The organism is Pseudomonas sp. NBRC 111143, from assembly GCF_001320965.1.
Lineage (GTDB): Bacteria > Pseudomonadota > Gammaproteobacteria > Pseudomonadales > Pseudomonadaceae > Aquipseudomonas > Aquipseudomonas machongensis.
Genome location: NZ_BCBT01000057.1, coordinates 1 through 24,410, shown reverse-complemented (window position 1 = coordinate 24,410; position 24,410 = coordinate 1). Strand labels below are relative to the sequence as shown.

General features: G+C 62.6%; 24 protein-coding genes. 7 read left to right on the top strand and 17 right to left on the bottom strand.

All coding sequences use genetic code 11. The features are described 5' to 3' along the window. Positions 1-55: 55 nt before the first annotated feature. From APH44_RS23825 to APH44_RS23805, 5 genes are all read right to left on the bottom strand, one after another. The gene (locus APH44_RS23825) at positions 56-787 is read right to left on the bottom strand and encodes a hypothetical protein (RefSeq protein ID WP_054894873.1); all 732 of its coding nucleotides are present in this window, start codon (positions 785-787) and stop codon (positions 56-58) included. A 55-nt stretch (positions 788-842) separates the two neighbouring features. Further along, positions 843-1,223, bottom strand: coding sequence for a RidA family protein (locus APH44_RS23820; protein WP_029612280.1), 381 nt, complete (start codon positions 1,221-1,223; stop codon positions 843-845). A 23-nt stretch (positions 1,224-1,246) separates the two neighbouring features. Continuing rightward, positions 1,247-3,355 carry a bifunctional GTP diphosphokinase/guanosine-3',5'-bis pyrophosphate 3'-pyrophosphohydrolase gene (spoT, locus tag APH44_RS23815; RefSeq protein WP_054894872.1) on the bottom strand — a complete coding sequence of 703 codons (2,109 nt, stop codon included), beginning with the start codon at positions 3,353-3,355 and terminating at the stop codon, positions 1,247-1,249. Positions 3,356-3,414: 59 nt separating this feature from the next. Continuing rightward, positions 3,415-3,678 carry a DNA-directed RNA polymerase subunit omega gene (gene rpoZ / locus APH44_RS23810; RefSeq protein ID WP_003253383.1) on the bottom strand — a complete coding sequence of 88 codons (264 nt, stop codon included), beginning with the start codon at positions 3,676-3,678 and terminating at the stop codon, positions 3,415-3,417. 216 nt (positions 3,679-3,894) lie between these two features. Continuing rightward, positions 3,895-4,767 carry a LysR family transcriptional regulator gene (locus tag APH44_RS23805; RefSeq protein ID WP_054894871.1) on the bottom strand — a complete coding sequence of 291 codons (873 nt, stop codon included), beginning with the start codon at positions 4,765-4,767 and terminating at the stop codon, positions 3,895-3,897. A gap of 209 nt (positions 4,768-4,976) precedes the next feature. Between APH44_RS23805 and APH44_RS23800 the strand changes: the two genes are divergently transcribed. The 3 genes from APH44_RS23800 (at position 4,977) to APH44_RS23790 (ending at position 8,799) form a co-directional block, all read left to right on the top strand. After that, positions 4,977-6,359 (top strand): glutamine synthetase family protein, encoded by a 1,383-nt coding sequence (locus APH44_RS23800; protein ID WP_054894870.1) that lies wholly within the window; start codon positions 4,977-4,979, stop codon positions 6,357-6,359. 4 nt (positions 6,360-6,363) lie between these two features. Next, on the top strand, positions 6,364-7,137 hold the full coding sequence (locus APH44_RS23795; protein WP_054894869.1) for a gamma-glutamyl-gamma-aminobutyrate hydrolase family protein: 774 nt from the start codon (positions 6,364-6,366) through the stop codon (positions 7,135-7,137). Positions 7,138-7,251: 114 nt separating this feature from the next. After that, positions 7,252-8,799 carry an APC family permease gene (locus APH44_RS23790; protein ID WP_054894868.1) on the top strand — a complete coding sequence of 516 codons (1,548 nt, stop codon included), beginning with the start codon at positions 7,252-7,254 and terminating at the stop codon, positions 8,797-8,799. 80 nt (positions 8,800-8,879) lie between these two features. On the opposite strand, the gene gmk is transcribed toward APH44_RS23790, so the two are convergent. Both gmk and APH44_RS23780 read right to left on the bottom strand, forming a co-directional pair. Further along, entirely contained in the window at positions 8,880-9,500 is a 621-nt protein-coding gene (gene gmk, locus APH44_RS23785) for a guanylate kinase (RefSeq protein WP_054894867.1), read from the bottom strand. A 12-nt stretch (positions 9,501-9,512) separates the two neighbouring features. Beyond that, entirely contained in the window at positions 9,513-10,376 is an 864-nt protein-coding gene (locus APH44_RS23780) for a YicC/YloC family endoribonuclease (RefSeq protein WP_054894866.1), read from the bottom strand. Between the two features lie 226 nt (positions 10,377-10,602). Here APH44_RS23780 and rph point away from each other — a divergent pair, with 226 nt between their 5' ends. Further along, positions 10,603-11,325 (top strand): ribonuclease PH, encoded by a 723-nt coding sequence (rph, locus tag APH44_RS23775; protein WP_054894865.1) that lies wholly within the window; start codon positions 10,603-10,605, stop codon positions 11,323-11,325. Between the two features lie 26 nt (positions 11,326-11,351). Continuing rightward, entirely contained in the window at positions 11,352-11,720 is a 369-nt protein-coding gene (locus APH44_RS23770; RefSeq protein WP_054894864.1) for a DUF4870 domain-containing protein, read from the top strand. An 8-nt stretch (positions 11,721-11,728) separates the two neighbouring features. Here APH44_RS23770 and APH44_RS23765 read toward each other — a convergent pair whose 3' ends face one another. From APH44_RS23765 to APH44_RS23715, 10 genes are all read right to left on the bottom strand, one after another. Continuing rightward, positions 11,729-13,687 carry a DUF4105 domain-containing protein gene (locus APH44_RS23765; protein ID WP_054894863.1) on the bottom strand — a complete coding sequence of 653 codons (1,959 nt, stop codon included), beginning with the start codon at positions 13,685-13,687 and terminating at the stop codon, positions 11,729-11,731. Beyond that, positions 13,684-14,004, bottom strand: coding sequence for a DUF2388 domain-containing protein (locus APH44_RS23760; protein WP_054894862.1), 321 nt, complete (start codon positions 14,002-14,004; stop codon positions 13,684-13,686). The genes APH44_RS23765 and APH44_RS23760 overlap by 4 nt, the downstream gene beginning before the upstream one ends. Before the next feature lie 36 nt (positions 14,005-14,040). After that, positions 14,041-14,334, bottom strand: coding sequence for a DUF2388 domain-containing protein (locus tag APH44_RS23755; RefSeq protein WP_054894861.1), 294 nt, complete (start codon positions 14,332-14,334; stop codon positions 14,041-14,043). Between the two features lie 86 nt (positions 14,335-14,420). Continuing rightward, the gene (locus tag APH44_RS23750; protein ID WP_054894860.1) at positions 14,421-14,738 is read right to left on the bottom strand and encodes a DUF2388 domain-containing protein; all 318 of its coding nucleotides are present in this window, start codon (positions 14,736-14,738) and stop codon (positions 14,421-14,423) included. A 312-nt stretch (positions 14,739-15,050) separates the two neighbouring features. Next, the gene (locus APH44_RS23745) at positions 15,051-15,263 is read right to left on the bottom strand and encodes a DUF1127 domain-containing protein (RefSeq protein ID WP_054894859.1); all 213 of its coding nucleotides are present in this window, start codon (positions 15,261-15,263) and stop codon (positions 15,051-15,053) included. A gap of 444 nt (positions 15,264-15,707) precedes the next feature. Beyond that, positions 15,708-17,201 carry an acetyl-CoA hydrolase/transferase family protein gene (locus APH44_RS23740; protein WP_054894858.1) on the bottom strand — a complete coding sequence of 498 codons (1,494 nt, stop codon included), beginning with the start codon at positions 17,199-17,201 and terminating at the stop codon, positions 15,708-15,710. 189 nt (positions 17,202-17,390) lie between these two features. Then, positions 17,391-18,842 (bottom strand): NAD(P)(+) transhydrogenase (Re/Si-specific) subunit beta, encoded by a 1,452-nt coding sequence (locus APH44_RS23735; protein WP_054894857.1) that lies wholly within the window; start codon positions 18,840-18,842, stop codon positions 17,391-17,393. A gap of 2 nt (positions 18,843-18,844) precedes the next feature. Then, the gene (locus APH44_RS23730) at positions 18,845-19,159 is read right to left on the bottom strand and encodes an NAD(P) transhydrogenase subunit alpha (protein ID WP_023378063.1); all 315 of its coding nucleotides are present in this window, start codon (positions 19,157-19,159) and stop codon (positions 18,845-18,847) included. 11 nt (positions 19,160-19,170) lie between these two features. Further along, the gene (locus APH44_RS23725; RefSeq protein WP_054894856.1) at positions 19,171-20,292 is read right to left on the bottom strand and encodes a Re/Si-specific NAD(P)(+) transhydrogenase subunit alpha; all 1,122 of its coding nucleotides are present in this window, start codon (positions 20,290-20,292) and stop codon (positions 19,171-19,173) included. Positions 20,293-20,725: 433 nt separating this feature from the next. Next, the gene (locus APH44_RS23715) at positions 20,726-21,625 is read right to left on the bottom strand and encodes a LysR substrate-binding domain-containing protein (RefSeq protein WP_054894854.1); all 900 of its coding nucleotides are present in this window, start codon (positions 21,623-21,625) and stop codon (positions 20,726-20,728) included. A 165-nt stretch (positions 21,626-21,790) separates the two neighbouring features. Between APH44_RS23715 and APH44_RS23710 the strand changes: the two genes are divergently transcribed. Next, the gene (locus APH44_RS23710; protein WP_054894853.1) at positions 21,791-22,972 is read left to right on the top strand and encodes an acyl-CoA dehydrogenase; all 1,182 of its coding nucleotides are present in this window, start codon (positions 21,791-21,793) and stop codon (positions 22,970-22,972) included. Positions 22,973-22,987: 15 nt separating this feature from the next. Further along, positions 22,988-24,208: a CaiB/BaiF CoA-transferase family protein gene (locus APH44_RS23705; protein ID WP_054894852.1), complete on the top strand. Its 1,221-nt coding sequence runs from the start codon at positions 22,988-22,990 to the stop codon at positions 24,206-24,208. The last annotated feature ends 202 nt before the right edge of the window (positions 24,209-24,410 follow it).

Genomic DNA, 24,410 nt, shown 5'->3' with positions numbered 1-24,410 from the left:
GGATTGAGCTGGCTGTCAGATTCTGGACGAGACAATTGCTCCTGCAAGTAGTGGATCAGTCGCGCTCAAGCACCCACTGCCGCGCGCCAGCAGCGAGTTCTGGCATTTCGTCGGGCTGCGCACGGTTGACTGCACGGAAGATCTCCAGCTTGTCGTCATCACGCTTGAACACCCAGGGGGCGCCGCGTTGGTCGCGCTCCAGCCAGAGGCTGTCGTTGTCGCCGCCCATGGTCGCGCAATCGCCGGCCAGGCAAAGGGCGTAACGGTCCAGATCGGGCAAGCCGGTCACGCCGCCGTCGTCGGCGAAGCGGACCTTGGCGCCCTGGCCTGGGCCTTCGACGATTTTCCATTCGCCACCCAGGTACGCCTTGTACAGCGCCTTCTCGAAGCTGCCACCCAGCGGTGCGTCGGCGGGTGTCGGGGGCTTGCTGCGCACGAAGGTCTGCTTGGCGCCGGAGGCGTCGGTCGTTTGCAACTCGTCGCCATCGAGGCTCAATTGCTCGCTCTGGCCGCCTTCGAAATTGGCTTGCCATCGCTTGTCCGCCGCGACGAGGCTGCCCTCAGCGGCTTCGAAGCCATTGCTGTAACGGGCTTGCTGGCTGGCGACGTCAATCTTCCATTCGAACACCGGACCATGGCTGGACAGCGCCTTGCGCAAGCTGTCGCCCTTGACGGCGGCGTCGATGGCATCCTGGTTGATCCAGGTACCGTTGAAATCTTCAGGTTTGTGGCTGGCGCAGCCGCCCAGAAGCAGGGCTGCCAGCGCGAGAGGCAGGGCATGACGCATGGTGGGAACCTTCAGGAAGGAAAGGCGGCAGGCCGGGCGCCCGCCGCCTGGGGCATCACTCGATGACGAGGATGGCGTCCATCTCGACTTGCGAGCCCTTTGGCAGGGCAGCCACGCCAATCGCGGCACGGGCTGGGTAGGGCTGCTCGAAGTAGCGACCCATGACCTCGTTGACCTTGGCGAAGTGGCTCAGGTCGGTGAGGAAGATGTTCAGCTTGACGATATCCTTGAACGAACCGCCAGCGGCCTCGGCAACAGCCTTGAGGTTTTCGAAGACCTGCACGGTCTGTGCCTCGAAGCCTTCAACCAGCTCCATGGTCTTGGGATCCAGAGGAATCTGGCCCGACATGTAGACGGTGTTGCCAGCCTTGATCGCCTGGGAGTAGGTGCCGATGGCGGCAGGGGCCTTGTCGCTGTTGATGACGGTCTTGGTCATGTTGACTCCTTGCGGTTGACGGACTACGCACGCGTTCGGGTGATGCGGACCACGCCGGTCAGGGTGCGCAGCTTCTTGATCACGCGAGCCAGGTGCACGCGGTCGCGCACGCTGACCACCAGTTGGACCACGCTGACGCGACCGTCGCGCTCATCCATGCTGATCTTCTCGATGTTGCCGTCGGCGGCGTTGACGCTGCTGGCCAGCAGGGCGATCAGGCCGCGCTGGTGTTCCAGTTCGACGCGCAGTTCGACATTGAACTCGCCGGTGACGTCCTTGGCCCAGGAGAGCTGCAGGCACTTCTCCGGGTTGTGTCGGATTTCACTGATGTTGCGGCAGTCTTCCAGGTGCACAACCATGCCCTTGCCCGCCGACAGGTGGCCGACGATGGGGTCCCCCGGGATCGGCGTACAGCACTTGGCGTAGCTGAGCACCAGGCCTTCTGTGCCGCGGATCGCCAGCGGGCCCTCTGGCGATGGCAACTGCTCGCCTTCGGCGGACAGCAGGCGGCGGGCGACCACGTAGGCCATGCGGTTGCCCAGGCCGATGTCTTCGAGCAGGTCTTCGACGAGCTCCAGGCGGTATTCGGTGAGGATGGCCTGGACGCGCTCGGCGGCGATCTTGTCCAGGCTGCTGTCGAAGCCTGTCAGCACTTTGTTCAGCAGACGTTCGCCGAGGCTGATGGATTCGGAGCGGCGCTGCTGTTTGAGCGCATGGCGAATGTGCGTGCGTGCCTTGCCGGTAACCACGAAGTTGAGCCAGGCCGGGTTTGGGCGTGCGCCCGGTGCACTGACGATCTCGACCGTCGAGCCACTTTGCAACGGCTCGGAGAGCGGTGCCAGGCGACGGTTGATGCGGCAGGCGATGCAGCTGTTGCCGACGTCGGTGTGCACCGCGTAGGCGAAGTCGACGGCAGTGGAGCCTTTGGGAAGCTCCATGATCCGGCCTTTGGGCGTAAAGACATAGACCTCGTCCGGGAACAGGTCGATCTTCACACTCTCGATGAACTCCAGCGAGTTGCCGGCCCGCTGCTGCAGCTCGAGGATGCCCTTGACCCATTGACGGGCGCGGGCGTGGCTGCCCTTGGGCTGTTCTTCCTCGTTCGACTTGTACAGCCAGTGCGCGGCGATGCCGTTGTTGGCCATCTCTTCCATTTCGCGGGTGCGGATCTGGATTTCGATGGGCACACCGTGCATGCCGAACAGCGTGGTGTGCAGCGACTGGTAGCCGTTGGCCTTGGGAATCGCGATGTAGTCCTTGAAGCGCCCCGGCAGCGGCTTGTACAGGTTGTGCACGGCACCCAGCACGCGGTAGCAGGTGTCGACCTTGTCGACGATGATGCGGAAGGCGTACACGTCCATGATCTCGTTGAAGGCGCGGCGCTTGCCGCGCATCTTCTTGTAGATGCCATAGAGGTGTTTCTGCCGGCCGCTGACCTCGCCCTCGATGCCGTCCGCCGCCAGGCAGTTGGCCAGCGAGGTCTCGATCTTGGCGACGATTTCCTTGCGGTTGCCGCGCGCGCTCTTCACCGCCCGGTGAATGAGCGAGGAGCGCATGGGATGCATGGCCTTGAAACCAAGATCCTCGAACTCCACGCGCACGGTGTGCATGCCCAGCCGATTGGCGATGGGGGCGTAGATCTCGAGGGTTTCCTTGGCGATGCGCCGGCGCTTTTCACCGGACAGCACTTCCAGGGTGCGCATGTTGTGCAGGCGATCGGCCAGCTTGACCAGGATCACGCGGATATCGCGGGCCATGGCCATGGCCATTTTCTGGAAGTTCTCGGCTTGCGCCTCGGCCTTGGTCTCGAAATTCATCTGGGTCAGCTTGCTGACCCCGTCGACCAGCTCGGCGACGGTTTCGCCGAACTGCTGGCTGAGGGCTTCCTTGGCGATGCCGGTATCTTCGATCACGTCGTGCAGCATGGCGGCCATCAGGCTCTGATGGTCCATGTGCATGTCGGCGAGAATACTGGCGACTGCCAGCGGATGGGTCACGTAGGGCTCGCCACTGCGGCGGCGTTGCCCGTCGTGTGCCTGTTCGGCATAGAAATAGGCCCGGCGAACAAGATTGACCTGTTCGGGGCCCAGATAGGTCGACAGCCGCTCGGCGAGGGCTTCTATACCCGGCATGGTTTCACCTCTTGCAGAGGAAGAGGATCGTGTGCCGCGCGACGTCGACCGGGCATGAATCAGACGGCCTCGTTGTTCTCGTCCTCGAACGCAGCGAACACCGGATCCTCGGTGACGATCTCTTCGGCGGCGATGAATTCATTGGTCACGATGCCTTCGGCAATTTCGCGCAGGGCGACGACGGTTGGCTTGTCGTTTTCCCACGCCACGCGTGGCTCCTTGCCGCCGGTGGCCAGTTGGCGGGCGCGCTTGGTCGAGAGCATGACCAGCTCGAAGCGGTTATCCACGTGTTCCAGGCAGTCTTCAACAGTTACGCGGGCCATGGTCTTCCTCAGTAGCAGATGCGATTAGCGTGCAGCCCAGAATGGGCAGGCGGACTCGATAGTTTAAAAAATCACCAGCCAATAGGGAAGGGCTGTTTTGTCTGGTGATCCGTGTCACCTGCTCGTGGGGGCGGGCTTGCCCGCGAAAGGGCCGTAACAGACAGCCTCTCGCTTGAACCTGACGATAACGCTTCCCGTCCCGCGAACACAACAGCTTCAGCGCATCGCGTCGCGCAAGCGTGGGGTCAGCTCCTCGAACAAGGTCTGTACCGAACGCAGCGCTCGACAATCGGGGCGGGTCAGCAGCCACAGTTGGGTGTCACAACCTGGCAGCGCGCCGCTCAAGGCCTCGACGCCGGGCAGGGTGTCGACCATGTAGTCGGCCAGCGCCGCCACCCCCATGCCGGTGCTGACCAACTGAGCAATGGTCGACATGCCACTGCACTGGTAGCGCGGGATCAGGTCGGGGTGCTGCTGGTTGCGCCAGACTACCGTGGGGTGGTCCTGCATGGCGTCGTCAGGGGCGATCCACGGCACGCTGTTTGGCGACTCGGCCAGGCGCTCGCGAAACTCCGGGCGTCCGCAGATTACGTAGGAGGTCGAACCCAGGCAGCGTCCGACCAGATGCTCCGGCGGTGTATTGGTCAGGCGCAGGGCGATGTCGGCGTCGCGTCGGCTCAGGTTGGCGAAGGTGTTGGAGGTGCCCATTTCCAGCGACAGCGCGGGGTAGTTGGGCATGAATTCGGCCAGTGCGGGCAGCAACAGGCTGTGCAGCACGGCTTCGGTGCAGGTCAGGCGTACCGTACCGCTGACCACCTGCTCGCCGCTGGTCAGGGCGATGCGCGCGGCGTCCAGCGCCTGCTCGGCCCGTTCAGCCTGTTCGGCCAGGGCCTGTGCGGTGTCGGTTGGCAGGTAGCCCTTGCGGCTCTTGACGAACAGGGCGGTGCCCAGCGCCGACTCCAGTCGCCGGATCGAGCGAAACACCGTCGAAACATCGACCTTGAGCAGCTCGGCGGCCTTGGCCAGTGAGCGACCACGTTCCAGCGCCAGGACCAGGGCGAGGTCCGCGTGATTGATCTGATATTGCATTTGTGCACGCTCTGCTTGCCGATTTGCCAATGTCTGTTGCACTGGAGCCCACTTTATAGTGGAACGGCCCCCGGGAATCAATGCACCGGGCGAGCCACAGAATTTCCCCACGATGGGGCAGTGAAAAGAACAACAGCAGCAACCATCGTCGCCCTCGAGGCGCCAGCCATATCCCCACATCGCCGCTCCGAATCAAAGGATGTACAGCCATGACGTCGGTCTCCCCGTGCGCCCGTTCTTCCCGCGAGATGAATGAATTCCTGGAAGCCCACCCGGACACGCAGTACGTCGACCTGTTGATCTCCGACATGAACGGCGTGGTGCGCGGCAAGCGCATCGAGCGGGCCAGCCTGCACAAGGTGTACGAGAAGGGCATCAACCTGCCGGCTTCGCTGTTCGCCCTGGATATCAACGGCTCGACCGTGGAAAGCACGGGCCTTGGCCTGGATATCGGCGATGCCGACCGCATCTGCTATCCGATCCCAGGCTCGCTCTCCAACGAGCCCTGGCAGAAACGGCCGACGGCGCAGTTGCTGATGACCATGCACGAAATCGAAGGCGAGCCGTTCTTCGCCGACCCGCGTGAAGTGCTGCGCCAGGTGGTGAGCAAGTTCGATGCGCTTGGTCTGGATATTTGCGCAGCGTTCGAGCTGGAGTTCTACCTGATCGACCAGGACAATTTGAACGGTCGGCCGCAGCCGCCACGCTCGCCGATCTCGGGCAAGCGCCCGCAGTCCACCCAGGTCTACCTGATCGACGACCTGGACGAGTACGCCGACTGCCTGCAGGACATGCTCGAGGCCGCCAAGGAGCAGGGTCTGCCGGCGGATGCGATCGTCAAGGAAAGTGCCCCGGCGCAGTTCGAGGTCAACCTGCATCACGTCGCCGATCCGCTCAAGGCTTGCGACTACGCGATCCTGCTCAAGCGCCTGATCAAGAACATCGCCTACGACCACGAGATGGACTCGACCTTCATGGCCAAGCCCTACCCGGGCCAGGCGGGCAACGGCCTGCACGTGCACATCTCGCTGCTGGACAAGAAAACCGGCAAGAACATCTTCGCCAACGACGATGCGCTGCAGAGCGAAACCCTGCGTCACGCCATTGGCGGTGTGCTGGAAACCATGCCGGCGTCGATGGCCTTCCTGTGTCCGAACATCAACTCTTACCGCCGCTTTGGTGCTCAGTTCTATGTGCCGAACGCCCCGAGCTGGGGCCTGGACAACCGCACCGTCGCCCTGCGCGTGCCCACCGACAGCAGCGATAACTTGCGTATCGAGCACCGCGTCGCAGGTGCCGATGCCAACCCTTACCTGATGCTTGCCGCGATTCTCGCTGGTATCCACCACGGCCTGACCAACAAGGTCGAACCCGGCGCGCCGATCGAGGGCAATTCGTACGAGCAGCTTGAGCAGAGCCTGCCGAACAACCTGCGTGATGCCTTGCGAGCGCTGGATGACAGCGAGGTCCTCAACCAATACATCAGCCCGGAATACATCGACATCTTCGTGGCCTGCAAGGAAAGCGAGCTGGCGGAGTTCGAAGTATCGATCTCCGACCTCGAATACAACTGGTACCTGCACACGGTGTAAGCCCATGAGCGCAATCGCGGTTCCCTTGATCGGTGTCAGCGCCTGCCGCCAGCAGGTCGGGAAGAACTCGTCGCACACGGTGGGCGACAAGTATGTCGAGGCGGCAGGTTTTGCCGGGCTGCCTGTGATCCTGCCGGCGCGCGACACGGCCAGCGACCCGCAGGCGCTGCTGGCGCGTCTGAATGGCATTCTTTTTACCGGCTCGCCTTCAAATGTCGAGCCGCATCATTACAATGGCGCCCCCAGCGTGGACGGTACCCGGCACGACGTTGCGCGTGACCGCCTGACCCTGCCGTTGCTGCAGGCCGCCATAGCCGCCGGCGTCCCGGTGTTGTGCATCTGCCGTGGATTCCAGGAACTCAACGTGGCCTTGGGCGGCACTTTGCACCAGCGGGTGCAGGAACTGCCCGGCTACCTGGACCACCGCGAACCTGAGGACGCACCCCTGGAGGTGCAATACGGGCCTCGACACACGGTCGGCATTGCGCCGGGCGGGCTGTTCGAGCGCCTGGGCCTGGCGGAGCAGTTCGAGGTCAACTCGCTGCACAGCCAGGGCATCGACCGTCTGGCCCCGGGCCTGCGTGTCGAGGCACGGGCCCCGGATGGCCTGATTGAAGCGGTGTCGATGAGTGATGCGTCGGGCTTCGTGCTTGGCGTGCAATGGCACCCGGAGTGGCGTTTCGCCGAAAACCCGGTCTCCCTACGTCTGTTTCAGGCGTTTCGTGAGGCCTGCATTGCCCATGCTGCTCGGGAGGGCTCGCGCCAGAAGGCATTCTGACGTTACCCGAAGGTCTCGGATGACCCATCCCCTGCAGCAAGCTTTCAATGAGTGAAAGCGGGCCTTGTTCGCAAGGTCTGTGAAAACAATACCAATAGCAACGGCAAATAACTCATGAGCGAATACACAGAAGCCGGCCGCCCTCCCGATGTGGCGGCCGACGCGGGCAGCAACACCCAGCGCGCCAGCAAAGGCCTGGCCAAAGGTCGCCTGGGCCTGCTGGCCAGCGTGGTGCTGGGCATCTCTACCATTGCCCCGGTCTACACCCTGACCGGCGCCCTTGGCCCGACCGTGCGTGAGGTCGGCGCCCATCTTCCAGCGGTCTTCATCGTCGGCTTCCTGCCGATGCTGCTGGTTGCCCTTGGCTACCGTGAGCTGAACGCCGCGGAGCCCGACAGCGGCACCTCATTCACCTGGTCGGCACGTGCCTTCGGTCCCATGATCGGCTGGATCGGTGGCTGGGGGCTGGTCGTCGCCACTACCATCGTGCTGTCGAACCTGGCCGGTGTGGCGGTCGATTTCTTCTACCTGTTCATCGGGCAGATCACCGGGCATCACGAGTATGCCGCGCTAGCGGACAACCTGTTGATCAACGTCACTACCTGTTGTGCGTTCATCGCCCTGGCGGTGTGGATCTGCTGCCGGGGCATGGGTACCACCATGACCGTGCAGTACGGCCTGGTTGCCCTGCAATTGCTGGTGTTGGTGGGCTTTGGTTTTGCTGCGTTCGGTGAGACTACCGCGCCACCGCCGCTGGAATTCGACTTCGCCTGGTTCAATCCCTTCGGGGTCGAATCGTTCTCGGCCTTCGCGGCCGGGCTGTCGCTGTCGATCTTCATCTTCTGGGGCTGGGACGTGTGCCTCACCGTCAGCGAAGAGTCCATCGGCAGCGACGAAGTGCCAGGCAAGGCTGCCACCTGGACGGTGCTGCTGATCCTCGGCCTGTACCTGTTCACCGCCATTGCCACCCTTCAGTTCGCCGGCATCAGCGACACTGGCCTGGGCCTGGGCAATCCGCGCATCCAGGAGAACGTCTTCGCCCACCTGGCAGGTCCGGTGATGGGGCCGCTGGCGATCCTGATGTCGATTGCGGTGCTGGCCAGCACTGCGGCGTCGCTGCAGTCGACCTTCGTGTCGCCGGCGCGCACCCTGCTCGCCATGGGCTACTACGGTGCGGTGCCGCAGCGCTTCGCCAGTGTCTGCCCGCGCTCGCAGACGCCGCGTTACGCGACCATTTGTGCGGGCGTGGCTGCGGCCTTGTTCTACGTGACCATGCGTACCCTGAGCGAGAACGTGCTGGCAGACACCATCACCGCGCTGGGGATGATGATCTGCTTCTACTATTCGCTGACCGCGTTCGCCTGTGTCTGGTACTTCCGCGACAGCCTGTTCGACAGCCTGCGCCACTTCTTCATGCGCGGCCTGTGCCCGCTGGTGGGTGGGGTGATCCTGTCGGTGATCTTCGTGCGTACCGCGATCGACAGCGCCTCGCCCGACTTTGGCAGCGGCTCGCATGTCGGTGGGCTGGGGCTGGTGTTCGTGATCGCGGCGATCATCTCGGTGCTGGGGATCGTGCTGATGATGCTGTCGCGGCTGCGTGCACCGGCGTACTTCCTCGGCGCGACCTTGCAGCAGCAGGCGAAGTTGCAGTTGCAGGAATAAGGCGCAAGGGGTGGCTGCTGCGCAGCCCAATCGCGGGGCAAGTCGTTGCGACTTGCCCCGCGCTGGTTTCAGCGCGTGGTTCAGCCGACCAACTGCTTCAATAGCTCACCATGGCGCTGCTGCTGCTTCTTGAGCAGCAACCGGTTCGAACGGAACACCGACTTCAGGTCTTCGAGCGCGTCTTCGAAGTCATCGTTGACGATGACGTAGTCGAATTCGTTGTAATGCACCATCTCGCTGACCGCTTCCTTCATGCGCCCGGCGATGATCTCTTCACTGTCCTGGCCGCGCCCGTCCAGACGCTGGCGCAGGGCTTCCTGGCTCGGTGGCAGGATGAAGATCGACAGGGCCTCGGGCATCAGCTTGCGCACTTGCTGCGCACCCTGCCAGTCGATTTCCAGGATCAGGTCGAAGCCTTGGTCGAGGGTTTCCTGCAACACGCTGCGGGAGGTGCCGTAGAAGTTGCCGAACACCTCGGCGTGCTCGAGGAAGTCGCCTTGGGCAATCAATGCCTTGAACTCCTCGTGAACCACGAAGTGATAGTTCACTCCGTGGATCTCGCCTGGGCGCATGGCACGGGTGGTGTGGGAGACAGAGACGCGGATCTGCTGGTCTTGCTGGGTCAGAGCAGTGACCAGGCTGGTCTTGCCAGCGCCGGAAGGCGCCGAAACGATGTAGAGGGTGCCGCTGCTGTGCTTCATGGTGGGGTGGCCTTACTCGATGTTCTGTACTTGTTCACGCATCTGTTCGATCAGCACCTTCAGGTTGACCGCTGCTTGGGTGCTGCGCGGGTCGAAGGCCTTTGAGCCGAGCGTGTTCGCCTCGCGATTGAGTTCCTGCATCAGAAAGTCCAGGCGTCGCCCGGCGGCGCCGCCCGACTTGAGCACGCGGCGCACCTCGGTGACATGGGTGCTGAGACGGTCGAGCTCTTCGGCGACGTCGCTCTTTTGTGCCAGCAGCACCATCTCCTGCTCCAGGCGCTGCGGGTCGAGCTCGGCCTGCAGGTCGTTGAAACGGTCGACGATGCGCTGGCGCTGGGCGGCCAGCATTTGTGGCACCAGGGCGCGCAGGGTGGCGACTTCGGTGGTCATGGCGTCCAGGCGCTCGTTGATCAGTCGGGCCAGCTCCTGGCCCTCGCGCAGGCGGCCGGCCTTGAGCTCGGCGAGCGCCTCGTCGAACAGTGCCATAGCCTCGGTGTTCAGCGCCTGTGGGTCGGCGGCATCGGCTACCAGCACGCCGGGCCAGGCCAACACTTCGAGGGGATTGAGCGGGGCTGGCTGATTGATCAGCCCGGCCACGGTCTCGGCGGCAGCGACCAGTTGCGCGGCGCGCTCGCGATCGACCTGCAACGGCTTGCCGGTGCTGTCTTCGGACAGGCGCAAGGTGCATTCGACCTTGCCGCGCGACAGCCCCTGGCGCAGGCCTTCGCGTACCGCGCCCTCAAGATCGCGCAGGGCTTCGGGCAGGCGCAGGTGCGGTTCGAGATAGCGGTGGTTGACCGAGCGCAGCTCCCAGGCCAGGGTGCCCTGGCTGCCGGCGCGCTCGACGCGGGCAAAGGCGGTCATGCTGTGCACCATGGGGAGTACCTCGCGAATTCGGTTTGTACGGGGAAGCCTTTCGGCTGCAAGGCGCAGGATTGTAGCGCAGTGCGGCGATGGCGCCCAATCGGACCATGCTACAGGGCGTCGCAGGCATAGGTGGAAAAAGTCGACGGGTTGCGAGGCCGCGACAATAGGCATGTCCTCGCAGGACGCACGGCTCTATAATGGCCGCCTGATTCGAATTCCAGTACAGGTATCCCAGATGAAACGTCCAAGTGGTCGCGCTGCCGATCAGCTTCGCTCGATCCGCATCACCCGCAACTACACCAAGCACGCCGAGGGGTCGGTACTGGTCGAGTTCGGTGACACCAAGGTCATCTGCACGGTCAGCGTCGAGAACGGTGTACCACGCTTCCTCAAAGGCCAGGGGCAGGGCTGGTTGACGGCCGAGTACGGCATGCTGCCGCGCTCCACTGGCGAGCGTAACCAGCGTGAGGCCAGTCGCGGCAAGCAGGGTGGCCGCACCCTCGAGATCCAGCGCCTGATCGGCCGTTCGCTGCGCGCAGCCCTGGACATGAGCAAGCTGGGCGACATCACGCTGTACGTCGACTGCGATGTGATCCAGGCCGACGGCGGCACCCGCACCGCTTCGATCACCGGCGCAATGGTGGCCCTGTGCGACGCCCTGGCGGTGATCAAGAAGCGTGGCGGTCTCAAGGGCGGCAACCCGCTCAAGCACATGATCGCTGCGGTGTCGGTGGGCATGTACCAGGGCGAGGCAGTGCTGGACCTCGACTACCTCGAAGACTCGGCTGCCGAAACCGACCTCAACGTGGTCATGACCAGCGCCGGTGGCTTCATCGAAGTGCAGGGCACTGCTGAAGGCGCGCCGTTCCAGTCTGAAGACTTCAACGCCATGCTGGCGCTGGCGCAGAAGGGCATGACCGAGATCTTCGACCTGCAGAAGGCTGCATTGGCCGACTGAAGCTGCGCCAAGGAGGCGATGGACCCATGAGTGAGACGAATCTGCCGATCGAAACGCCGAGCGCCGAAGTTCGGCAATGGGCGATGTTCTGCCACTTCAGCGCCTTGCTCGGGCTGGTGATGCCGCTCGGGCATCTGCTCGGGCCACTGGTGATGTGGATCTGGAAGCGTGAGGTCGATCCGTTCGTCGATGCCCAGGGCAAGGAAGCGCTGAACTTCCAGATCAGCGTCACCATTGCCGGATTCATCTGCTTCCTGCTGATGTTCGTGGTGATCGGCATCGTGCTGTTCGCCATCCTGGCGGTGGCAGTGCTGATCCTGATCATCCTGGCAGGGGTTCGGGCCAATGAAGGCAAGCCGTACCGCTACCCGCTGATCTGGCGGCCTATCAAGTAGCCCTGCGCTCAAGGCAGCTGCAAACCGCCAGCTGCCTTGTGCAGGGTGCGCAGGTGTTCTCCTATCTGCTTCACGTTGGCCTCGATGGCCGCAATTTCCTTCGCGCGGGCTGGCTCCAGCAGCGCTCTGACTTCCTTGTCCAAATCGGTACTCAGGCGTAGCAACTGCGCCTGCCGTTCACTGCTGACCTTTTCCAGATGCACCCGCTCCTGGGGTTGCGGCAAGCCGTAGCCATCCGCTTCGAGCAGCTCGGCCGGGCGGCTGAGGAATCCACTGTTGGCGAGCATCTGCTGCAGCGTGGCATTGGCCTTGTCGATGCTGCCGTCCTTGAGCGCGGCGGCATTGAGGTAGCGTTGCTTGACTTCGTCCTGGGCCAGCAGCAACTGGCGGCGCAGGCTGGCCTGTTCGAGCAGCAGCAAGGCCGCACTGGTGCGCAAGTCGGCCTGGGCGAACCAGGGGCGGCGTTGCTCGGCATCCTGGGCCAACCAGTCTTCCACGGCGCTCTGTTTGATCGGCAACTGCTTCTTCAACACTTCGAACATGGCCTGGTAGCGGTCGCGATACGAGTCGAAGCGATAGCCCAGGCGCAGCGCTTCGCGCGGATCGTCGAGTACGCTGGTGTCGGCCAGACCTCTTCCCTTGAGGACTTCGAGCAAGCCGTTGGGCATGATCGCGTCGAGATCGCTGAAGCGCTGGTCGGCAGTGCCGCTGCGCATCAGCTTGAGGGTTTCCACCGCGCAATTGTTGGACAGGAAATAGTAATTGCCGTCGTAGCTCCAGTGCATTTCGGCAGCCTGGCGCACCAGGTCCTCGATCTGCTGGCGATCGAGCTTGAGCGGCACGGAGGCCAGGCTGCGCAGTTCGGTCTTGGTGTACTCGTCGATCACCTGGCCCAACGGCAGGACGAACAGGCGCGACGGGTAGGCGCCGGTCAGGCCGTCCCAGCTGGACAGCTGCACATCATTGACGAACGCACGGTACGACAACACCAGATGACGGTCGAGGTCCAGGCGGCAGTCCGGCCCGCGTGGGCGGCCCGGTGCGCAGATCACCAGGCGCAGCATGCTGTGTCCCCAGCGGCTGACCCAGTTCTGGTTGGCCTCGGCAAGCAGGTAGTCGACTTCGTAGACGCGCTCCGGGTCGATTTCGCCCAGCGGCTCGCGGGCGAAGTCACTGCCGGCGTTAAGGAACGGCAGGCCCTTGGCGCAGGTGTCCTGCTGGGGTGCCCAGCCGAAATGATCGTGCAGGTACTGGTTCAGTGCCGGGCGCCGGCAGCCATAGCTCGGGTCGAGGAGGAAGTACTCCATGTTGACCGCGACAAACTCCTTGGGGCTGCTCAGCTCATAGCTGTCCGGGGTGCGTACCAGTTGACCGTTGTGCTGTTCACGCTCGCCACGGCGGCCGACGTACTGCGGCCAGCCGGCAAGGTCAAGCAGGCGCGGATCGTCACTCAGGGTGAAGCGGCGAGCAGTCTGGCCACGGCATTGCTGGGGCAGGCCGATCTGGCCGAGGGTGCCCTGCTGGCGGTTGCAGCGGGCGATCAGCGAGCGCTCGGCACTGGGCCACAGGCGCGCGCGATCATAAATGTGGGTGAGCTCGTGCAGCACGGTGGCCAGCAGTTCTTCCCGCACCGTCCCGTGGGGGCGATGGGTTTTTTCCGTGGCGGCACTGCCATCGGCTAGCGCTGGCAGCAGGCGGCTGTTGAGATCTAGGGTCGAGACTGGCGAGGCCTGGCCGTAGGCATCGGCAGGCATCTTGTCGGTCCAGCCGACCTGGATACGGCGATCCAGGCGCTGTTTGAAGGAGGGGGGCAGCTTCGCCAGTGCCTCATCCAACAGCTGCTGGGAGGCCTGCTGCTGTCGAGCGTCCAGGCCGACAGTCTGCAGCTCGAGCTGCAGGTCGGCCAGGGCGGGCGTGCCGAGCAGCGTCAGGGCGCAGCCGAGCAGCCAGGCACGCACGCGCTTCACAGCGACAGGATGGCTTCGGCCAGTACCTGGTCGCTGGCGTCGCGCGCTTCAGGCACACGCTCGCGCAGGGTGTCGAATGCAGCTTCGAGCTGGGCGCCACGGATATCGCCATTGCTGGCGACGAAGCTGGCGGCGTCGTCGCGGGCCTCGCGCACGACCTTGGAGTCGCGGATCGAGGTGGTGGTGTCGGATGTGAAATCGATCGAGCGGCCAAAGGCGCGAACGATGATATTGCTGGTGGCCACCAGGGTTTGCGCCTGGGCCAGGTCGGCCAGCAGCAACATGCCGAGGGTAGCGGCGATCAGCGGTTTACGCATGGAGCATCTCCGAAAAATACAGGGAGTCAGATGTGATCATTGGACGAGAATTGCTTCTGCCAGTTCAAGGTCGCCGACGGACTGACGCGAATAGATATGGCGCAGTTCCGTCAGTGCGGCTTGCAACCGCGCGCCACGAATCCGGCCGTCACTGGCGACGAATGCGGCCGCATCATCATGGGCCATGCCGACGATCTTGCGGTCGAACGGCGCAGTGGTCACCTGGCTGGTGACATAGCCGGTCATGACCGGAAACTGGGTCGTGACATCCATGGCATGGGCGCTTCCCATACTGGCAATGGCGAGCAGCAAGGGCACAAGGTAACGCATGGGCTTGGACAACGCTCTGTCGGCAGGGTGAATGCTGTTCCCGCAGGCGACGGGGGCGCCGTGGCCTGCGGGTACGATGGTTGGCGTCAAAGGGCCAGGATGGCCTGTGCCAGTTGCGCGTCGCTGGCTTGCAGTGCGGGCATCTGCTGGCGGATATGGATGAAGGCACTTTCCAGCTTCGCGCCGCGGATATCCCCTTGGCTGCCAACGAAGCTGGCAGCGTCGTCACGGGCGGCCTGGACGATCTTGTCGTCACGGAACGAAGAGGAGACGTCGGAAGTGGCGTCGGTGGACGCGGCCACTGCGCCAACCACGGCATCGGTGGTGACGACGAAGCTGGTGGCGTGGGCGGTGCCCGCCAAGCTCAGCAGCATGGCAGCGCCAAACAGGTATTTACGGGACATGGGGGACTCCTGCGGGGGGTAGTTCTGATTATTCGGACGCTCGCACTGCTCGTCACGGTACTTTAGATAATAGGCAGCGCGTTTGACCAAGCTAACAGGCCGTTGTCGCAAGCGTATCACGTGGCTCTGTTTCCAGATGTGAAGGACGAGATCAGATGGAACTGTTACGGTCTTTTTTTAATTATCAGAAATTGTACTGCTTCTGTGTTGAGCTGCTCAACTGCGCGGGTTTGAAACAAAAAAACCCGTCGCAGTTCCCTGCGACGGGTTTTGAGAATTCGCGGTGCCGGCGTGTTGCCGGCAAGCCGGAGCTTAGCGCCAGAAAGGCTTGCTCAGCTCTTGGTAGCGCTGGGACTCGCTGATACCGGCGTCGGCCAGCAGGCGGGCATCCAGGCGAGCCAATTGACGGCGGCTGGCGATGCGACGCTGCCACAGCAGCAGGGTCGACAGGGCGCGCAGAGGAGCCGAGGCTTTGGATTCAACGTTGTTTTCGAAAACCAGACCGGAACTGAGGGTACGTTCCATGATGTGTCATCCTTCCGCTTGTGGCGGGATTAGGTAGTGATTTAACTGATGCCAATGATCCTCCTCTGTCGTCCATAACAGTAGATACAGTTCACCAGTATTGCGATGGGCCAGTTAACTGTTAAACGCTACTGTTGCACTCCGAATTGGCATAACTGTACTGGTCTGCACTGTTTTCGTGCATTTTCGCTGAGTTTTAAAATATCGGCGGGATTGAGGCGGGGATTTTAGCGGTACAGTAGGACAGTTTTATATATCTAACTGTCTAACTGTTTTATCAAGGCAGGCGTGATCGGGGGCTTGTTCCGCGAACACCGGCGTAGCCGGTGCCATGCATCGCAGTGTTCCTTTCGCGGGCAAGCCCGCTCCCACAGAGGCCTGAGCTGCTTTTGTAGGAGCGGGCTCGTCCCGCGATGGGCTCAGAAGACCGATACAGCTGGCCGATCAGCCAGCCAGCATTCGCCCGCTTTCTTCCAGATTCTCGTGCCAGCTCAGCGCTTCGCGCAGGATATGCGGGGTGTGCCCGCCTCGCTGGCAGGCGCGGTCGAAGTAGTCGTTCAGTGCGGCGCGGTAGTCCGGATGCACGCAGTTGTCGATGATCGCCCGGGCACGTTCGCGCGGTGCAAGGCCGCGCAGGTCGGCCAGGCCCTGTTCGGTGACCAGGATGTCCACATCATGCTCGGTGTGGTCGACATGGCTGACCATCGGCACCACGCTGGAAATCGCACCACCCTTGGCGATCGACTTGGTCACGAACACTGCGAGGTGGGCGTTGCGGGCGAAGTCGCCGGAGCCACCGATACCGTTCATCATCCGCGTGCCGCACACGTGGGTGGAGTTGACGTTGCCGTAGATGTCGAACTCCAGCGCGGTGTTGATCCCGATGATGCCTAGGCGACGCACCACTTCAGGGTGGTTGGAAATCTCCTGCGGGCGCAGCACCAGTTTGTCCTTGTAACGCTCGAGGTTGCCGAATACGTCGGCATTGCGTCGGGTCGACAGAGTGATCGAGCTGCCCGAGGCGAAGCGCAGCTTGCCGGCATCGATCAGATCGAACGTCGAGTCCTGCAGCACTTCGGAGTACATGGTCAGGTCTTCGAACGGCGATTCGATCAGGCCGCACATCACGGCATTGGCGATGCTGCCGATGCCGGCCTGCAGCGGGCCAAGGCTGTTGCTCATGCGTCCGGCATCAACTTCCTGCTTGAGGAAGCCGATCAGGTGGTTGGCGATGGCCTGGGTCTCGTGATCCGGTGGCAGGACGGTGGAAGGCGAGTCTGGTTGGTCGCTGATGACGATGCCGACGATCTTCGCTGGATCGATCGGGATCGCGGTGCTGCCGATGCGGTCATCGACCTTCACCAGCGGGATCGGCGTGCGGGTCGGACGGTAGGTCGGGATATAGATGTCGTGCAGCCCTTCGAGGTTGGGGTTGTGCGACAGGTTGATCTCGACGATGACCTGCTTGGCGAAGATCGCGAAGCTGGCCGAGTTGCCCACCGAGGTGGTCGGCACGATGTGGCCCTGTTCGGTGATCGCAACCGCTTCGATGACTGCGATGTCCGGCAAGGTCAGCTGCTTGTTACGCAACTGCTCGACGGTTTCCGACAGGTGCTGGTCGATGAACATCACCTGCCCGTCATTGATGGCCTTGCGCAGGGTGCTGTCCACCTGGAAGGGCATGCGCCGGGCGAGTACACCGGCCTCGGTCAGTTGCTTGTCCAGGTCGTTGCCCAGGCTGGCGCCGGTCATCAGGCTGATCTTCAGTGGCGACTGCTTGGCACGTTCGGCCAGGGCGTGTGGCACTGCCTTGGCTTCGCCGGCGCGGGTGAAGCCGCTCATGCCGACGGTCATGCCGTCCTCGATCAGGCCAGCGGCGTCGGCCGCACTCATTACCTTGCTGTGCAGGGAGGACAAGCGGATACGATCACGGTACATGGATTGTTATCTCGGGCTACTTGGGCTACTGCAGCGCAGTCTAGAGATTTAGCCCGATGCCGTCCCGCGACCATGGTCGTATGAGGAGCCTGGAAATAGAGCCGTTGATCTGGATCAGCAAAACGACAAGGCCCCAGGAAGAATCTTCCCGGGGCCTTCTAAAACAGTGTCGTCCAGCTCGGAAAAGGACTACTCCACGGCCTTGACCATGTCCTCGATGACTTTCTTGGCGTCACCGAACACCATCATGGTCTTGTCCAGATAGAACAGTTCATTGTCCAGGCCCGCATAACCGCTGGCCATGGAGCGCTTGTTGACGATGATGGTCTTGGCCTTGAAGGCTTCGAGGATCGGCATGCCGGCAATCGGCGACTTGGGATCGTTCTTCGCTGCGGGGTTGACCACATCGTTGGCGCCCAGCACCAGCACAACGTCGGCCTGGCCGAACTCGGCGTTGATGTCCTCCATTTCGAACACCTGATCGTACGGAACCTCTGCTTCGGCCAGCAGTACGTTCATGTGCCCGGGCATGCGCCCCGCCACCGGGTGAATCGCATACTTCACGGTTACACCGTTGTGGGTCAGCTTCTCGGTCAGCTCTTTCAGGGCGTGCTGGGCGCGGGCCACCGCGAGGCCGTAGCCGGGAACGATGATCACGCTGTCGGCGTTGCTCAGCAGGAAGGTTGCATCGTCGGCCGAACCGGATTTCACCGGGCGTTGTTCTTTCGTGCCGGCCGCCGCGCCGCTATCGGTGTCGCCACCGAAGCCGCCGAGGATGACGTTGAAGAACGAGCGGTTCATCGCCTTGCACATGATGTACGAGAGGATTGCACCGCTGGAGCCGACCAGGGAGCCGGCGATGATCAGCATCGAGTTGTTCAGCGAGAAGCCAATGCCTGCCGCGGCCCAGCCCGAGTAGCTGTTGAGCATCGACACCACCACCGGCATATCGGCACCGCCGATCGGGATGATGATCAGCACACCCATGACGAAGGCGAGGACCAGCATCAGGGTGAAGGCGCTGTAGTGTCCGGTGAAGGTGAACAGCAAGCCCAGGGCGAGGGTGGTGATGCCAAGGATCAGGTTCAGCTTGTGCTGGCCGGCGAACTGTACGGGTGCGCCCTGGAACAGGCGAAACTTGTACTTGCCCGACAGCTTGCCGAAGGCGATCACGGAGCCGGAGAAGGTGATTGCACCAATGGCTGCGCCGAGGAACAGCTCCAGGCGATTGCCGGTGGGGATCGGGTCGCTGATGCTGGCAACGATGCCCAGTGATTGGGGCTCGAGCACCGCGGCGATGGCGATGAACACCGCGGCCAGGCCGATCATGCTGTGCATGAAAGCGACCAGCTCTGGCATCTTGGTCATCTCGACGCGCTTGGCCATGATCGACCCGGCGCTGCCGCCGATCAGCAGGCCGACGAGGACATAGCCGATACCCGCGGTGGCGCCGCCGCTACCGACCGAGAGTGCAGCGAGCTTATAGATGAGGCCGATGGTGGTGAGCATGGCGATGCCCATGCCGATCATGCCGAACAGGTTGCCGCGCCGGGAGGTGGTCGGGTGCGACAGGCCTTTGAGAGCCTGGATGAAGCAGACCGAGGCGACCAGGTAGAGAAGGGTGACCAGATTCATGCTCATGCTTACTTCTGCCCCTCGTTCTTGGTTTTCTTCTTGAACATTTCCAGCATGCGGCGGGTGACCAGGAAGCCACCGAACACATTGACCGCGGCCAGGGCCACGGCGAGGGTGCCCATCAGCTTGCCGGCCGGGGTGACCGTCAGCGCTGCGGCGAGCATCGCGCCGACGATGACGATCGCGGAAATCGCGTTGGTCACCGCCATCAGCGGGGTGTGCAGCGCCGGGGTGACGTTCCAGACCACGTGGTAGCCAACGTAGATGGCCAGCACGAAGATGATCAGGTTGTAGATTCCGTGGGAAATCAGCATGTCTTCCATTGTCGTGCCCCTCAGCCGTTCTTGCGCACGACCTGGCCGTCGCGGCACATCAGGCACGCGGCGACGATGTCGTCTTCCAGGTTGATCACCAGCGCGCCGTCCTTGTCGAACAGCAGCTTCATGAAGTCCAGCAGGTTGCGTGCGTACAGCGCAGAGGCGTCGGCAGCCAGCTGGGCGGGCAGGTTGGTCGGGCCGACGATGGTCACGCCGTGTGCCAGCACTACCTGATCGGCCACCGTGAGCGGGCAGTTGCCGCCTTGGGCCGCCGCGAGGTCGATGACTACCGAGCCGGGTTTCATCTGCGCCACGGTCTCGGCGCTGAGCAGCGTCGGTGCCTTGCGGCCGGGGATCAGTGCGGTGGTGATGACGATGTCGGCCTGCTTCGCGCGTTCGTGCACCGCCTGGGCCTGGCGTTGCATCCAGCTGGCCGGCATCGGGCGTGCGTAACCGCCTACGCCTTCGGCGCACTCGCGTTCTTCGTCGGTCTCATAGGGGACATCGATGAACTTGGCGCCGAGCGATTCGATCTGTTCTTTCACTGCGGGCCGTACGTCCGACGCCTCGATCACTGCCCCGAGGCGCTTGGCCGTGGCGATGGCCTGCAGGCCGGCCACACCGGCACCGAGAATCAGCACGCGCGCGGCTTTCACGGTGCCCGCAGCGGTCATCAGCATGGGCATGAAGCGTGGATAGTGGTGCGCCGCAAGCAGCACGGCCTTGTAGCCGGCGATGTTGGCCTGCGATGACAACACGTCCAGGCTTTGCGCGCGCGAGGTGCGCGGAGCGGCTTCAAGGGCGAAGGCGGTGATGCCGTGTTCGGCCATCCTGGCGATGAGCTCGCTGTTGAAGGGGTTGAGCATGCCCACCAGGATACTGCCGGGATTGATCCGGGCCAGTTCCTGGTCGCTGGGCGCCACTACCTTGAGCACCAACTGCGCGCCCAAGGCATCGCCAGCGTCACCCAAGGAAGCACCTGCGGCCTCATAGGCGCTGTCCGGGATGCTGGCTTTGAGTCCGGCGCCCCGTTCGACAGTGACCTGATGGCCCTGGCCGACCAGTTTCTTGATGGTTTCCGGGGTCGCGGCAACCCTCGCCTCACCCGTCTGCGTCTCTAGAGGAACACCAATGTGCACGACTTTGTCTCCTGCGGTGACCTTGTCATTGTTGATTCCAGCGCACTTCGGGTGGTGCTGCTGGAGCGGTCGTTGAGCAATGCATACCGCCGGTTCCGGGGCGGGCGAGGCATTTTGCAGACGAACCGCAGGTGCATCAACCGGTTCTGGAGCGAAACGAAGTTAAAACTACAAGTCACCCTGTGACTACATGTCGCAACCGTCCGCATCCAGGCCGTCAAGAACGCGCTATTGGGAGCTTAGGAGAAAAAATCGAAAATTTTTGACGGTTTTCGTTCGTAGTTTGCTGGATGTCGTAAAAACAGCGGCAAACCCTCGCAGTTACTAGGGTTGATACGGTTTTTTTCGCTAATGGAACAGTTTATGGATTTGCGACAAATACATATATCTGTAGGTGTTTAAAATAATTGACTACGAAGTCAGCTTTTGGGTTTCATGCGCCTGCGGCGTAGTCGCGCGCCTGAATCACCAGCCAGTCGCGGAAGGCGCGCAGCGAAGCTGACTCCACCTTGCGCTCGGGAATCATCAGATAGTAGGCCTTGTCGCTCGACAGGGCATGCTTGTTTGCGACCACCAGTCGGCCCTCCGCCAGCTCGCGCTGGATGAGGAACGGCGGGATCAAGGCTATGCCCATTTCGTGCATTGCCGCCTGGCCCAGCATGGAAAACAGCTCGTAGCGCGGGCCGTTCATGTCGCGTTCCACGCTCATGCCCAGGCTGTCGAACCACTGCCGCCAGGCGTAGGGGCGGGTGGTCTGCTGCAGCAATGGCAGCTCGGCGATGTATCTGGCGTCTAGTGCGTCTCGTCCGTCGAGCCATTGCGGGCTGCACACCGGCACCGGATTTTCACCCATCAGGCGATGTGACTGGGTGCCAGACCAGTCGGCGTCGCCGAAGTAGATGGCGGCATCGAAGGTGGTGTCGGCGAACAGGAAAGGCCGCGTGCGGTTGGTGAGGTTGACCGTTACCTCCGGGTGGCGTTGCTGGAAGTCCTTCAGACGAGGGAGCAGCCACTGGGTGCCGAAGGTCGGCACTACGGCCAGTTCGATGACGTTGGCGCCCTGCTGGCGCATCACCGACAGGGTATCCCGTTCCACCGCGTCCAATTGCGCCGAGACCTGGCGGCTATACGACAGACCAGCTTCGGTCAGCTTCACCCCCCGGCGCGAGCGTCGGAAAAGCTCCACATTGAGAAAGCCCTCCAGGCCACCAATTTGCCGACAGACGGCACCTTGGGTCAGCGCCAGTTCCTGGGCGGCCTTGGTAAAGCTCTCGTGGCGGGCGGCCGCCTCGAAGCAGACCAGGGCGGTGGTGCTGGGTATCTTGCGCCGCATGTACGTCATCCTCACTTATAAGAGGCGTTGGGTAGGGATTTCGCTTATTACGGAGTGAGAAAATAGCACTAATGGGTGCGCAATCCTCGTTTGTCCGCCGACAGGTTCCGGCCTAGGATCAAGGCAACAAGAAATTTCGTCACATACCTTTCGAGGACTCTGCTCATGGCCGGTAAAGCAAGCTTCAACTGGATCGATCCGCTGCTGCTGGATCAGCAGCTCACTGAAGAGGAGCGCATGGTGCGTGACAGCGCTTATCAGTTCGCCCAGGACAAGCTTGCTCCGCGGGTGATCGAGGCGTTCCGTCACGAACAGACCGATCCGGCGATCTTCCGTGAGATGGGCGAGGTCGGCCTGCTGGGGGCGACCATTCCGGCGGAGTATGGTGGCAGTGGTCTCAACTATGTGTGCTATGGGTTGATCGCCCGTGAAGTGGAGCGGATCGACTCGGGCTACCGCTCGATGATGAGTGTGCAGTCTTCGCTGGTCATGGTGCCGATCAACGAGTTCGGCAGTGAGGCGCAGAAGCAGAAGTACCTGCCCAAGCTCGCCAGTGGGGAATGGATCGGTTGCTTCGGTTTGACCGAACCCAACCACGGCTCCGACCCTGGCGCGATGATCACCCGTGCTCGCAAGGTCGAGGGTGGCTACAGCCTGACGGGCAGCAAAATGTGGATCACCAACAGCCCGATTGCCGATGTGTTCGTGGTCTGGGCGAAGGACGATGCCGGCGATATTCGTGGCTTCATTCTGGAAAAGGGATGGAAGGGTCTGAGCGCTCCAGCCATTCATGGCAAGGTTGGCCTGCGTGCGTCGATCACCGGTGAGATCGTCATGGACGGCGTGTTCGTGCCGGAAGAGAACATCTTCCCCGAGGTCCGTGGTCTGAAAGGCCCGTTCACCTGTTTGAATTCGGCGCGCTATGGCATTTCCTGGGGCGCGCTGGGGGCGGCGGAGGCTTGCTGGCACACTGCACGCCAGTACACCCTGGACCGCAAGCAGTTCGGTCGCCCTCTGGCCGCCAACCAACTGATCCAGAAGAAACTCGCCGACATGCAGACCGAGATCACCTTGGGGCTGCAAGGCTGCCTGCGGCTGGGGCGGATGAAGGACGAGGGCACTGCGGCGGTGGAGATCACCTCGATCATGAAGCGCAACTCCTGCGGCAAGGCCCTGGATATCGCCCGTCTGGCGCGCGACATGCTCGGCGGTAACGGGATCTCCGACGAGTTCGGGGTGGCGCGTCACCTGGTCAACCTCGAGGTGGTCAACACCTATGAAGGGACGCATGACATCCATGCGTTGATCCTCGGCCGCGCACAGACCGGCATCCAGGCGTTCTATTAATAGAGGGGCGCGGCCATGGGAGCACTGTCACATCTGCGGGTGCTGGACCTGTCGCGTGTGTTGGCCGGGCCGTGGTCCGGCCAGATTTTCGCCGACCTCGGGGCTGACGTGATCAAGGTCGAGCGCCCGGATAGCGGCGATGACACCCGGGCGTGGGGCCCGCCCTTCCTGCGGGACGCCCGAGGCGAGAACACCAGCGAGGCGGCCTACTATCTGTCGGCCAACCGGAACAAGCGTTCGGTGACTATCGACTTCACCCAGCCCGAAGGTCAGCGCCTGGTGCGTGAACTGGCGGCAAAGTCGGATATCGTCATCGAGAACTTCAAGGTGGGCGGGCTGGCGAGCTATGGGCTGGACTACGAACGCCTGAAGGCGGTCAATCCTAGGCTTATATATTGTTCGATCACCGGCTTTGGCCAGACTGGGCCCTACGCCAAGCGCGCGGGCTACGATTTCATGATCCAGGGGCTGGGCGGATTGATGAGTCTGACCGGGCGGCCTGAGGGTGAGCAGGGTGCCGGGCCCATGAAGGTGGGAGTAGCGCTGACGGACATTCTCACCGGGCTTTATTCCACGGTGGCGATCCTTGCAGCGCTGGCGCATCGCGATCAGTCGGGGGAGGGCCAGCATATCGATATGGCTCTGCTGGATGTGCAGGTGGCGTGCCTTGCCAACCAGGCAATGAACTACCTGACCACGGGCACACCGCCCAAGCGCCTGGGTAATGCGCATCCCAACATCGTGCCTTACCAGGACTTCCCGACGGCCGATGGTGACTTCATCCTTACGGTGGGTAACGACGGGCAGTTCCGCAAGTTCGCGGAAGTGGCCGGTCAGCCGCAGTGGGCAGATGATCCGCGCTTTGCCACCAACAAGCAGCGGGTTGCGCATCGGGCGGAGCTTATTCCTCTGATTCGACAGGCGACGGTGTTCAAGACCACTGCCGAGTGGGTGGCGGAGCTGGAAAGGGCTGGAGTGCCGTGCGGGCCGATCAACGACCTGGCGCAGATGTTCCAGGATCCGCAGGTCGTGGCGCGCGGCTTGAAGGTGGATGTTCCTCATCCGCTGGCGGGCAGTGTGCCTCAGGTGGCGAGCCCGATCAGGTTGTCGGAGACGCCCGTGGAGTATCGTCGGGCCCCACCTTTGCTGGGGGAGCATACCGAGGCGGTGCTGAGGGATGTCTTGGGATTGGATGCAGGGGCTGTTCAGGTGCTGCGTTCTGCAGGGGTGCTGTGACAGCGTCTCAGCTATATAGAGAAGCGGGGAGGCCGGCAGGCCTCCCCGCTGTGTTTTCAGCGATCTGAAAGATTCTTGAAATAAAAGGTTGACGCCCTCTCATATCCCCTTATAATGCGCCCCACTTCCGCAGCAAACGGAACGCAAAACTTCTTGTTAATCAACGAGTTAAGCGAGTTCGGTGAGATGTGAAGGGCTTCGG